The organism is Corallococcus terminator, assembly GCF_049194865.1.
GTDB classification, from domain to species: Bacteria; Myxococcota; Myxococcia; order Myxococcales; family Myxococcaceae; genus Myxococcus; species Myxococcus terminator_A.
Window position 1 is genome coordinate 136769 of sequence record NZ_JBLZWL010000043.1, and the last position, 11500, is coordinate 148268.

Below are 11500 nucleotides of genomic sequence, written 5' to 3' on the forward strand. Positions count from 1 at the left end.
CTAGAAGCGCTCGGGACGGAGCAGGGCGTAGACGAGGTAGGCGGTGAGCAGCACGGCGAGCACGGCGCCAGCGGCGTATTCGAAAGTCATCGGGTGGACCTCACAGGCGCTCGCAGCCGTGGGCGTAGCCCCACGCGAGCGCGAAGAAACCAAGGGTGACGAGGAGGAGGACGACATCCATGAAGGGACTCCAGACTCAGAACCAGGCAGTGGCTCCGAGGACGATGAGCGTCTCGGAGTCCTTCAGAACGGGGGCGCCCGCGTCAGTGGTCGCGCGGCTGGCGAAGACGTCCTCTGTCGAACGGTCATGCCGCGCCTCCAGCTTGAGGGTGAGGTGCTCCACGGGCTTCACCTCGAGGGTGAGCGTGGCCCCCGACAGCGTCTGCTCCACGCCCGTCATCAGACCGTCAGCGTCGCGGTACGCCTCCACTCGGGCGACCAGCGCCACGGGCTCGGTGAGCTGGACTCGGGCGTTGAGGCCCGCCGCGTACCAGACCGCGCGGTCCGCGCCGGGAATCCGCTGGGTGCCGGCGTCCACGGTGGCGGCGAGCTTGAAGGACTCCATCACGGCGTACGTCGCCACCGCGTCCGCGAAGAGCCGCAGGCCGTCGCTGCCCTCGGGGCCTTCGTTGCCGATGAAGGTGTTGAAGGACGCTGACAGGCGCGGGCCCGCGTAGGCGACCTGCGTGCCCAGCGCGAGCCCGCGGTTGTTGTCACCGAGCGTCTGCCAGCCATTGAGGAGCTGGAGCTGCACGCTCCACGCGTCGTTCAGCGCCCACGTGCCCTTGAGGCCCGTCTGGTAGTAGGGCGACAGCTCGCCCATCCACGAGCGCGTGTACGTCCAGTTGAGCTGTGATTGGAAGGACTCCAGCCCGATGTGGCTCGGGTAGAGCCCCGCCTCCAGCGTCAGCGGCCCGGTGGCGTAGGACAGCGAGGCCTGCTGCACGTAGCGCCACACGTCGAGGCCCGTGGCGACACCCTCGGGCTCGGCCGCGTGGACGACTTCCGCGCCCGTGCCGAAGCCGAGCAGCACCTTGAAGCCCACCGGCTCCGGCGCCACGCTCACGCCGATGGAGGCCAGGTTGATGGCCACCTCGCTGTCACGCTTCGCGGACGTGCCGGTGCCGGGGATGAAGTTCGCCGAGTTCGCGGGCCGGTTGAAGTTGTGGCCGAAGTACACGTCCACGCCGCCCTCGGGCTTCAGGCGGGAGAAGAAGCCGGAGTCAGCCCTCGTATCCGAAGGTTCCGGAGGGGGAGGCGAGGAGGCGTCGGCCTGCTGGAGCAGCAGGGAGAGCAGCAGCGGAGGAGTGTCGATGGGCCACATGAGCGTGCTCCCCTCTTGAGCACCGCCCGTACCAATCCCCTCCTCCGTGCACCCCAGACGTTCCAAGGGGTTGCGGACCGGCCCGACGGGAGCGGATTGCAACCTGCACGACGGGCCCCTCCGCGCCGTGCACGTTGAGACCTCCGCTCACTCCCGGATGACCCGTGCGTAGGCGGCAAGCGCCTCGCGCAGCGGCGCCCCGCCCTGCTCCTCGGCTCCGTCTTGAAATTCAATCCGGAGCCCCTGGGAGCTGAACCTCGCGGCGGCGAGGAGGACGGGCGCGAACTTCCGCACACGCGGCCCCCGGACGGTGGCTCGAAGGGGGACCTCCGCGCCTCGGGTCATCTCGAGCCTCCAGTCCCCATCCTCCCCGGAGGCCTCGAAGTACTCCAACTGGGAAGCCAGCTGGGAGTGGGCACACCGGATGACGAGGTCCAGCGAGGTATAGGGGGCTGCCAGCCACGTCAGGTGGGGCAGGGCCGTCAGCGCATCCGCCAGGCCCTTCGCATAGGAGTCCTTCAACTCCAGCCGCCTCACGGAGTTGTTCGCGGACAGGAAGCTCGCCGTCTCACCTGGAACATTCAGCAGCCTCGCTACGCGGCGCAACGCTGGATGCCGGAGCATGCGCCCCCAATGTGCGGCGTCATTGCCGTCGCCAGGGTGCTTCGGATTCCAGTTGATCTCCTCCACCGTGTTCCACCCGGGCTCCGGCTTCGGGAAGGCCTTGGGGAAGAGGTCCCCCATTATCGGGCGGACCGCGACGGGGAAGCCCCGCTCGAAGCGGGTGTAGCCTCGCTCGATGTAGGGGCCCAACGGCGCCTCCCACCGCTCCCGGTTCGCCGCGAGCAGTCGAGCGATGCGCTCCTCATCCGGCGCCTTCGCATGCTGGAGCATGATGAACTCCCCCAGTGGGTCGCCCTGCTCAAGCAGTTGGTCGGCCAACACCAGCCGGGCGGAGTCCTCCTCCGGCGCATCATAGACACGGGCGAACAGCGCCTCCCGCGTCGCCGCGCTGGGGCGTGCATGCTCCACCCGTGCCTCGATGACCTCCTTCAGCGCGTCACACCGCGCCAGGGTCTCCGCATCGAGCACGGGAGGAACCCAACGAGCCCCCAGTCGGAGGACGAGGTCGAACCGCTCGACCTCCTCCCCTTGCGTCGAGGGGAGCCGGGCCTTCAGCGCGCGCAGGGGCTCCAGGTCATAGGGCGCTCCCACGTACATGAAGAGGCTGCAGAGCATCTTCAGCTCCCCCGGAGTCTCGGCTCCCGGAAGACGGACGAGGGTGAGCAGGAGCGGAATGATGCGCGGGTCCGCGGGCCACCAGCGTCGCAGCCGGTCGAGGTCCGTGGAGAACGCACAGCGCGAAAGACTCGCCGCGCGTTCCCTCAGCGCTCCCAGCACTCGGGGAAGGTCCGTGGGATGCCTGCGGACATCCTCGAGGAGCCAGCGGACCGGCACCTCGAAGAAGGGGAGCCCCGCCGCGAGGTGGTCCGAGAGCCGCTGGATGAGCGCGATGACGGGCTCGGCTCGACATTCCTTCCACGCCTCCAACAGGTGCGTGAGGGCCGCATCGTCCTCCCGTCGAGCGAGCGCCTCCTCCGCGCGTCCCAGCAACTCCTTCAGCACGTGGCTCACCCGGACAGCCTAACCGAGTCCACTGCAACCCGGTTTCAATTCGGACCCAGCCCATACTCAAGTCACGACTTGACTATCTGACACCCTTGCCGATACTCAAGTTCATGCTTAACCATGGTGCCGTCGACCGTATCTTCCACGCCCTGGGCGATTCCAACCGGCGCGCCATCGTCGAACGACTGAGTCGGGGCGCGCTGTCGGTCAGCGCCCTGGCGAAGCCGCTCGACATCACGCTCGCCGCCGTCGTGCAGCACCTCCAGGTACTCGAGGAGAGCGGGCTGGTGCGCACCGAGAAAATCGGGCGCGTCCGCTCGTGTCAGCTCCATCCCGAGGGATTGCGCGCAGCGGAGGATTGGCTCTCGAACCGGCGCGGACTGTGGGAGCGCCGCTTCGACCGGCTCGGCGAGCTGCTCGATGGACCCGTGCGTCCGAGTCCCACCTCTCGAAAGAAGGCCAGAACATGAAGACACCTCCTGTCGTGCATGGCTCGTTCAGCATCGAGCGCACCTACAAGGCCTCTCCCCCGCGCGTCTTCGCCGCGTGGGCGGACGTGGAGACCAAGGCCCAGTGGTTCCTCGGTCCGCCGGACCGGTGGACGCTCGTGAAGCGCGAGCTGGACTTCCGCGTGGGGGGACAGGAACTGCTGCACGGGCAGTTCGGCGGCAAGCACTCCACCGTCTTCACCGCGCGCTATCACGACATCATCCCGAACGAGCGGATGGTCTATGCCTACGACATGCACGTGAGGGACAAGCACCTCTCCGTGTCACTGGCCACGGTGGAGCTGCACGCCACGAAGGAGGGCGGCACGCGGATGGTCTTCACCGAGCATGCCGCGTTCCTCGACGGTGAGGACGGCACCCGCTCTCGCGAGGAAGGCACGGCGGCGCACTTCGACCGGCTGGCGCTCGTGCTGGAGTCCTCGCACGACATCATCTCGTCCCGGGCGTTCGATGCACCCCGCGCGCAGGTCTACGGGGCGTTCAGCGACCCCGAGCAGCTGACGCGGTGGTGGGGGCCTCAAGGCTCTACGAATACGTTCGAGCAGTTCGAGCTGCGTCCGGGCGGCCGGTGGCGCTTCACGATGCAGAGCGCGGAGGGGGCTCGCTACGCGATGGACAAGGAGTTCATCGAGGTGGTGCCAGAGAAGCGCGTCGTCATCCAACACCACCAGCAGACGCATCACTTCGTGATGCAGTTGGACTTCACGGACGAAGGTGAGTGGACGCGGCTCACCTGGCGCATGCGGTTCGAGTCAAAGGACGAAGTCGAAAAGGTGCGCGGGTTCGTGGAGGCCGCGAACGAGCAGAACTTCGACCGGCTCGCGGCCCACCTCGCCTCGCGGGTCAGAGGCGCGCGGCCATGATTCGGGCCCACAGCTCCTCGTCGAAGTCGGACAGCGTCTCGGCCGAGCGAGTCCCGCCTTGCGCGCCCAGCCGCGTCACCACGAGGCCCAGCGAGCGGCTGACGTAGACCTTCTGGTCGTCCTTGCCCAGTCCGGCGAACACGTCCTGCGGCGCGCTGGGGATGAGCGGGCCGTCGATGCGCGCGCTCACGGGCGGAATCAGGGTGAAGGCCTTGCCGTTGAGCCAGAACAGGTGGCCATAGGCGGGGTTGAGCGTCTGCGAGGAGTTGGTCGCGGTGGCGAGATACGCCGAGGAGACGACGCGGGTTCCCGCCCACAGGCCGTCCGCATGCAGCAGCAGGCCGAAGCGCGCCAGGTCTCTGGCGCTCATCGTCAGGGCCCACAGGGGCAGGCCCTTGCTGTCGATATCGGGGCGCTGCACCCACTCGCTGCGCGTCGCGCCGAGCGTGTTGAACAACCACGCCTGCGAGAGCGCCTGGATGCCCAGGCCCGTGCGCTGCTCCAGAATCATGCGCAGCCGGTGGTAGGCGTCGTTGTTGTACAGCCACGTGGTTCCGGGGGCCGCCTGAAAGCCGAGTGACGTGTTCAGGCCGCTCGTCATGGTCAGCAGGTGGCGCACGGTGATGCGGGCCTCGGCCAGGGCGCCGGTGTTGGACCAGCCGGCGCCGAGGATGGTGGAGACGCGCTCGTCGAGCGAGAGCAGCTGCTTGTCCACCGCGATGCCGACGAGCACGGAGACGACGCTCTTCTGCGCGGAGGCGATGTCGCGCATGAAGGTCGAGTTCACGAGCCAGTAGCGCTCGGCGAGGAGCTTCCCATCCTGGAGGATGACGATGGCGCGGGTGTCTCGGGAGCCCGCGAAGTCGAGCGCGGCGTTGAGCTTCGCCACGTCCCAGCCCACGGTGGCCGGGTTCACCGTGGGCCAGCTCGCGTCATCCGTGGGGAAGACGAGGGGCGCTATCAGACCGTGCGGGACGTCCCGGGGGGAGGCCACCGCGGCTTCGCTTTGAGGGGCGGGTGTCTCGGTGGCCCCTTCTTCTGGGGCAGGGGGAGCACAGGCGAGGACGGCACAGACGAAGGGTAGGAGCAGGGCACGCAGGGGCATGTGCGTAGCAACACGGGTCCTCCCCGGAAGTTGCGGAAGGTGGCGAGGGCGCGCTGAACGTGGGTTGATTCGGGAATGACAGCGCCCTCCTCCGCTGAGTCCTATCTGCTCGACTTCCACCGCCGCCTCGCTGGGGTGACGTCTCGCGAGTTCGGCGGGGCTCCGGTGTTGCGCGACGGGGAGGTGTTTCCCTCCACCTATGCGCTCCTGGAGGCGGTGGTGCCGCGAGGAGATTCGCCACGGGTGGTGCTCGACGTGGCCTGTGGGGATGGGTATCTGCTGGAGTTGCTGGCGCGGAGGAGCGAGGACGGGCTCACGTTGCTGGGGCTCGACATGAGCGAGGACGAGTTGGAGGCGGCTCGGGTGAGGCTGAAGGGCTCGGCGACGCTGCATCAGGGGCGGGCGCAGTCACTGCCTTTCGCGGACGCGAGTGTCGACGTGGTGCTGAGTCATCTGGCGCTGATGTTGATGGATGACGTGGAGCGGGTGCTCGCGGAGCTTCGGCGGGTGTTGAAGCCGACGGGGCGGGTGTCCATCGTCGTTGGCGGAGAGCTGGTGCGGGGCGAGGCGTTCGAGGTGTATCTGGGATTGCTCAAGCCGATGCTGGCGCGGGAGGCACGGCCACCGCCGCCGCTGGGGGATGCGCGGTTTCGTTCGGTGGAGGGCTTGAGGGAAGTGTTTGGCGGTTTCACGGACGTGGAGATTCGTCGACTGGAGGTTCAGGCGGATGGGACTCCGGAGCAGGCGTGGGAGTCGCTCAGCACGACGTATGACGCGGACCGGCTCTCGGAGTCGGCGAAGGCCACGCTCCAGCAGGCCTTCCTTCAGGCCGTGGAGCCCCTGCGACGCACCGACGGCACCATCCCCCTGCGCTGGGGCATGCGACAGGTGACGGCGTCGGGGCCACCACACCTGTCACCGGAGTAGAGTCCGGCGTTCCGCACGAAGCTCGGAGAACCTCCATGGCACTCCGCTGGGCCGTCGTTTTGGGGTGGTTTCTGTTCGGCACGGGCTGCTCGACGACCCGCCAGGTCACCCTGCACACAGGGCAAGCCTCGTGGAGTGTCATTCCCCACGAAGAGGCAGACCACCCGTTGGAGAATGCCCATCCTGATGACGAGGAGTTCGTAGCGGCCCTCACGTCGCTCGTTCGAGACGTGAAACCCTTCCGACACCCGATGAGCGAGGCACGAGAACTCTTCGGCATGCCCACCCGAAGCGGGGTGTATCGCATCGAGCAACACGGCCAGCGACTCGTCCCACAGCAATCCAGGACGAATCCAGACCTCTATCTGTTGGAGTCCTACGCGGACGAGGAACTGACACACGCGTATGGCCAATGGTGTCAGCGCAAGGGACGTCCCGGAGATTGCCTGCGCCTGCTGGAAGAAGGACCCCTGCTGGCCAGCGACGGTAAGTACACGCTGGCCATGGCTATCGCGATGGGCTCGGTGTGGGAGGAAACCGCCGAAGCCTTCGAGGACATGGCCAATCCCGAGGCAGCCCTGTCCACCGTCACGGCGTCCGTGACGATGTACATGCTCCTCTGGTCACTCCCCGAGCCGGTGAGCAAGGGAGTGGCCGCCATCCTCACCGCGACCGCGATTGCGTATCTGGGCGTGGACACGGTGCTGCGCCTCATCGACGGCTGGGTGACGTTGGTGCGGCGCGTGGACCAGGCCACGTCCTTCGACCAACTCCGCGAGGCGGGAGAGGTCTACGGAGAGGTGATGGGCGAGAGCGCGGCGCGCATCTTCGTGATGCTGGCCGCAGCGGCCGTGGGGGAGACGGCGGGACTGGCCGCGAAGTCCCTGCGACTTCCCGGCTCGGCCCAAGCAGCCATCGCAGTGGAGACCCAGGGCGGCTACTCGTACGCCGCCCTGAGCAGTGTGGAATCAGTGGCCATCACGACCCAATCCATCACCATCGTGCTGGCGCCCAACGCGATGGCCATGGCGGAACGGGGGATGAGCCAGAAGCACCACCTCGCCACGGACAAGAACAGTGTCTCCCCTGCGCGCGGTGGCCCCTGGACTCCGAGGTTCAAGAAGCTCTTCAAGAAGTCGGGAATGGAGTTGAAGGACACCGAGAACATCGTCGATGTCCCAGGTCACAAGGGCCCCCATCCAGAGGAATACCATCAACTGGTCTTCAAGCGACTGAACGACGCGACGAGCACCTGTCGCACGGTGGAGACGTGCCGCAGAGCACTCACGCTCGCCCTCAAGGAACTGGCCAAGGAAGCAGTGACCCGGGGAACAGACATTCACAGGCTCCTGACTCGGCGCCAATCACGGTAAGAACGCGTCATGACCATCCGCTTCTTCGAGCTCTCCGAGAACGTCCAGGCCGGATACTGGTACCTGGGCGACCCCTTGGATGAGCACGGTCAAGAAGTGGAGGACCCGTACCGCTTCCGAGCAGGTCAACGGATTGCCGTCGAGGGTCGTCTGACCTTTCCCCTCGACCAACCGGGTCGCCCTCGCGACTTCTCCAACGCGGGACTCGGCATGGCCCCCGTCATCCATGTCCGAGCGGCGACCCTCTTCGCGGAGCGGGCTCCCGACGACGTGCAGCTCATTCCCGTGGACGTGCAGGGCCAGCCGGACCAGTACGTCCTGCTGGTGGCCACCCGGCTCATCCGCTGTATCGACGACGCGGCTTCCCGGGAAGTTCTCTACTGGAAGCCAGAGCACGAGCAGCCTGAGCGCGTGGGCCAGTATCGCTCCGTCTCCGGACTGCGAATCGACACCCGAACCGTGGGCAATGCCCAGGTGTTCCGCCCGTGGGGATGGAACCTCGCGCTCATCGTGTCGGAAGACCTCAAGGTCGCATTCGAGCAGGCGAACATCACCGGCACGCAGTTCACGGAGGTCTGACCCGTCCAACGGCGCTTCAGCGAACGGTGTGCGTCTGCGTCCCGCTCGCACCGGCGCCCGTGGCCTTGAGCGTCAGCGCTCCCGCCTGCGCCGCGTTGAAGAACAACGTCGCTTCCTGCTGCGCTCCCTCCAGCGTCAGTGCCCATCCAGCGTCCGAGGCGACCAGGGCCACGGTGCACTTCGCATCCGCGTACAGCTCCACTCCCTCCGCCGCCGCGCCCGTCACCTCCACCACCAGGGACGGCGCCGTCAGCGCGGACAGGTTGCCCAGCGAGTCCTGGCTCTGCACCACCACCGCCTCCGAGCACTGCCCCACCCGCGCCTCACGCCCGGGCGTCACGAAGCCCAGCCGCTCCGCCGTCCCCGCCACCACGTCCACTTCGAACGTCGCTCCGGACTGCGTCTCTGGCGCATACCCCGGCCCGCTCACACGGTTCTGGCTGATGAGGTTGGCACCGCCCAAATCGGAGATGCCCGCCTGATACGGATACCCGTTCGTCACCACAGGCCCCACATGCGTCACCGTGTTGCGCGTCACCTGGAGTCGCGTCGACTGGGACAGCGGTCCACCGCCCACCACCCCCTGCGACAGGTTGATGCCCACGTCGTTGTCCTCGAGCGTGTTGTCGGAGATGACGACGTCCTCGCACAGCGCCAGCCCGTAGTACGGCCCGCCCGCGACGAGGATGCCCGAGCCCGTCGCCGTGGCTCCCGTGTACGCATTCCCCGTCACCCGATTGCCCACCACCCGCCCCGTCGCACCATCGCTGAGCTGGATGCCATTGCGCGCGATGAACGACACCGGACCGCCGCCTTCCACCTGGTTGCCCTCCAGCGTCAGCTCCACCCGCCCCGTGCCGGCAATACCCGCCTTCTGGTAGCGCGCCACGCGATTGCGCAACACCTCTACCTTCGTCACGGACTCCGCATTCGGAACGTTGCGCACATCGATGCCCACGCCCTCCTGACAGCCGCCCTCGCCCTCCTTCTGATTCACGTCCAGCACCGCGCTGTCCACGATGGAGCCGCTCGCTCCCTCGAACAGGATGCCTCGCAGCCGCGCCGCGCCGCCGTCACACACCAGCTCCGACAACCCGCGCGCCTCCACCGTCACGGCACGCACGTGCGCCGTCGTCCCCAGGCTGCTCAGCACCGCGCCTCGGAAGCCCCGCTCACGCGCGTCCACCGCCGTGAGCACATGCCCCGCTCCGTCGAACGTGAACCCATCCGGAATCCACACCGTCTGCTCCGTGGTGCAGTCGGCCGTCAGCGTCACCGTCGAGTTGTCCAGCGTCGCGGCGCACGGAGGGAATGCGCCACACAGCGAGTCACCCCACGCCACCGCGAACTCCCGCGTCGCGCTCAGGCCCGAGGCGTTCGTGACAGTCAACGTGATGACAGGAGCCGCGTCCGCGGGGAGGCACGACAGCGCCACCCAGTCCGCCGAGCCCGACTCCCCCGCCCGCACCGCGTTCCCCATCAGGCCCGCGTTCGTCGTCCACGCGAAGGTGAGCGACTCTCCCTGCGGGTCCGTCGCCGTCGCGGACAGGTGCACCGGTCGCCCCGCCGTAGCGTCCTCCTCCGACTGGGAAGCCGAGGTGATGGAGGGCGGCAATGGATTCGTCACGCACAAGTCCAGAGTGCGCTCGCGCTGCGCGCCAAAGCCGTCGCTCACTCGCAACGTCAGTCGACAGTTGTCACACGCGGCGGCAGGCGCGGCGCGCGGGGTGAACCGCGTCACCGCCGAATCCGTACGCTCGAAGGTCCCTTCACATGTCGAGGTCCACGCGAAGGTCAGGGCATCTCCGTCGTCGTCCACGCCCACGGCCTGGAGCACCACCGGGACTCCCACGCGCGCCTGGGACACGGGGTTGGCCCCCAGCTCCGTCAAGACGGGCGCGTGATTGAGCGAGGCCGCGTGCTCCGCTGCTCCGAGGCCCGCCAGTTCCACGTCCACCGAGAAGCGAAGCGTGCTCACCGCGCCTCGCGCGCTCGTCACTTCCAGCGTGAGGTTCACCGCGCCACGTCGCAGCGGCGCCGTCCACTCAGCGTCGACGGCCGTCGCGTTCGCGAAGCTGCCGGAGCTCGCGTGCCAGCCGTAGGTCAGCGACTCCGACGCCTCAGCGGACCGCGCCAGCGCGCGGAGCTTCAGCACGGCTCCTGGAGACACCGACGCGCGCGAAGCCACCACCGCATCGATGATGGGCGCCGTGCTGGCCGCCTCCGTGTCCGTCGCACGCGGCACCAGCACGACAAGCGCGGCATGGTGTCTCTCCAACTCCACGGCCGGAACCTCCACCTGCGCCAGCACCGCTCCCGTCACGTCGAGCACCCGTGCGCCCACCGTGGTCCCCGCTCCCGAGGGCAGGCTTCGCAGCAGCCCCTGCCACGGAAGAGACTCGGCGCTGGCCAGGGACGCGGTGATGGCCGGGGCGGCCCGGGCCGGTGTCGCGGATGCGTCCACGCGCGCCATGGCGTCGAGCGGCAGGGAGCGCGGCAGCACCGCCACCACTCGCACCGAGCCCGCGGGCTCCACCTGCGCAACCAGCGGGTCTTCCTGCCGACACCCAGAGACCCACACCAGGGCACTGGCAAGCAGGACCAGACGCAGTGCGTTCGCTCGGTTCATGGTGACGTCCTCTCGACGATGCCGGGTGCTTCACGATAGCGGCAAGCCGCCATGCCCCCAAGCAACCGGCCAGGCCACCCGGGCCGCCCGCCTGCCCGGGCCTCCCCGCGAGGCAGCTCCGCGTCGTGCGGAGGACATCGAGCGAGCAGCGCGGTCGGGTAGCAGGCAGTGCGTCGGGAGTGTCGGTGCGGAGAGGGCGCGCGGTGTTCTCCTGCCACGTCGTGCGAACTCCCGAGTCACGTCGCCCACAGCCCTGGCCCATCCGCGTGGCCCACTGGGTCAACGTGCCGCTGCTCGTCATCATGGCGGGCAGCGGGCTGCAGATTCTCGCGGCCTACCCGATGCTCGGCACGCAGGGCCGTCCGTATGGCTGGTATCCCTTCCAGGGAGTCCCTCCTCCCTCGTGGGCCCGACTCGGTGACTGGCTCGCGGGCGCACGAGGCTGGCACTTCGCCTTCGGCGGGTTCCTCGCGCTCAACGGCTTCGCGTACCTGCTCTACCTGGCCCTCAGCGGCGAGTGGCGACGTCGCCTCTTCTTCCCTCGCCGCGACACGCGCAACGC

Annotated in this window: 10 protein-coding genes and 1 pseudogene; 6 read left to right on the plus strand and 5 right to left on the minus strand. The window is 68.2% G+C overall.

The features are described from left to right. The 3 genes from kdpF to ACN469_RS15335 all read right to left on the minus strand — a co-directional run bounded on the left by kdpF (position 1) and on the right by ACN469_RS15335 (position 2959). Complete coding sequence (kdpF, locus tag ACN469_RS15325) at positions 1 to 90, minus strand: K(+)-transporting ATPase subunit F (RefSeq protein WP_141641721.1); 90 nt, start codon at positions 88 to 90, stop codon at positions 1 to 3. Positions 91 to 196: 106 nt separating this feature from the next. Beyond that, complete coding sequence (locus ACN469_RS15330; protein ID WP_498768531.1) at positions 197 to 1324, minus strand: outer membrane beta-barrel protein; 1128 nt, start codon at positions 1322 to 1324, stop codon at positions 197 to 199. Positions 1325 to 1471: 147 nt separating this feature from the next. Further along, positions 1472 to 2959 carry a TIGR02996 domain-containing protein gene (locus ACN469_RS15335; protein WP_498768533.1) on the minus strand — a complete coding sequence of 496 codons (1488 nt, stop codon included), beginning with the start codon at positions 2957 to 2959 and terminating at the stop codon, positions 1472 to 1474. An 86-nt stretch (positions 2960 to 3045) separates the two neighbouring features. On the opposite strand from ACN469_RS15335, the gene ACN469_RS15340 reads away from it, so the two are divergent. Together ACN469_RS15340 and ACN469_RS15345 are read left to right on the plus strand one after the other, a co-directional pair. Further along, complete coding sequence (locus tag ACN469_RS15340; protein WP_498768535.1) at positions 3046 to 3423, plus strand: ArsR/SmtB family transcription factor; 378 nt, start codon at positions 3046 to 3048, stop codon at positions 3421 to 3423. Beyond that, positions 3420 to 4325: an SRPBCC domain-containing protein gene (locus tag ACN469_RS15345; RefSeq protein WP_498768537.1), complete on the plus strand. Its 906-nt coding sequence runs from the start codon at positions 3420 to 3422 to the stop codon at positions 4323 to 4325. Before ACN469_RS15340 ends, ACN469_RS15345 begins: the two co-directional genes overlap by 4 nt. Here the strand turns inward: ACN469_RS15345 and ACN469_RS15350 are convergent. Continuing rightward, positions 4306 to 5319 (minus strand): serine hydrolase domain-containing protein, encoded by a 1014-nt coding sequence (locus ACN469_RS15350; protein WP_498768539.1) that lies wholly within the window; start codon positions 5317 to 5319, stop codon positions 4306 to 4308. The two genes, ACN469_RS15345 and ACN469_RS15350, sit on opposite strands and share 20 nt — an antisense overlap. Positions 5320 to 5505: 186 nt before the next feature. Here ACN469_RS15350 and ACN469_RS15355 point away from each other — a divergent pair, with 186 nt between their 5' ends. From ACN469_RS15355 to ACN469_RS15365, 3 genes are read left to right on the plus strand one after another with little or no spacing between them, the layout of a single operon-like run. Further along, positions 5506 to 6357 carry a class I SAM-dependent methyltransferase gene (locus ACN469_RS15355; protein WP_498768541.1) on the plus strand — a complete coding sequence of 284 codons (852 nt, stop codon included), beginning with the start codon at positions 5506 to 5508 and terminating at the stop codon, positions 6355 to 6357. A gap of 35 nt (positions 6358 to 6392) precedes the next feature. Beyond that, entirely contained in the window at positions 6393 to 7730 is a 1338-nt protein-coding gene (locus ACN469_RS15360) for an AHH domain-containing protein (protein WP_498768543.1), read from the plus strand. Positions 7731 to 7739: 9 nt separating this feature from the next. After that, positions 7740 to 8309 carry an imm11 family protein gene (locus ACN469_RS15365; protein ID WP_498768545.1) on the plus strand — a complete coding sequence of 190 codons (570 nt, stop codon included), beginning with the start codon at positions 7740 to 7742 and terminating at the stop codon, positions 8307 to 8309. 16 nt (positions 8310 to 8325) lie between these two features. On the opposite strand, the gene ACN469_RS15370 is transcribed toward ACN469_RS15365, so the two are convergent. Further along, positions 8326 to 10938 carry a right-handed parallel beta-helix repeat-containing protein gene (locus ACN469_RS15370; RefSeq protein ID WP_498768547.1) on the minus strand — a complete coding sequence of 871 codons (2613 nt, stop codon included), beginning with the start codon at positions 10936 to 10938 and terminating at the stop codon, positions 8326 to 8328. Positions 10939 to 11159: 221 nt separating this feature from the next. On the opposite strand from ACN469_RS15370, the pseudogene ACN469_RS15375 reads away from it, so the two are divergent. Continuing rightward, positions 11160 to 11500: pseudogene (locus ACN469_RS15375) on the plus strand (cytochrome b/b6 domain-containing protein); the annotation flags it as partial.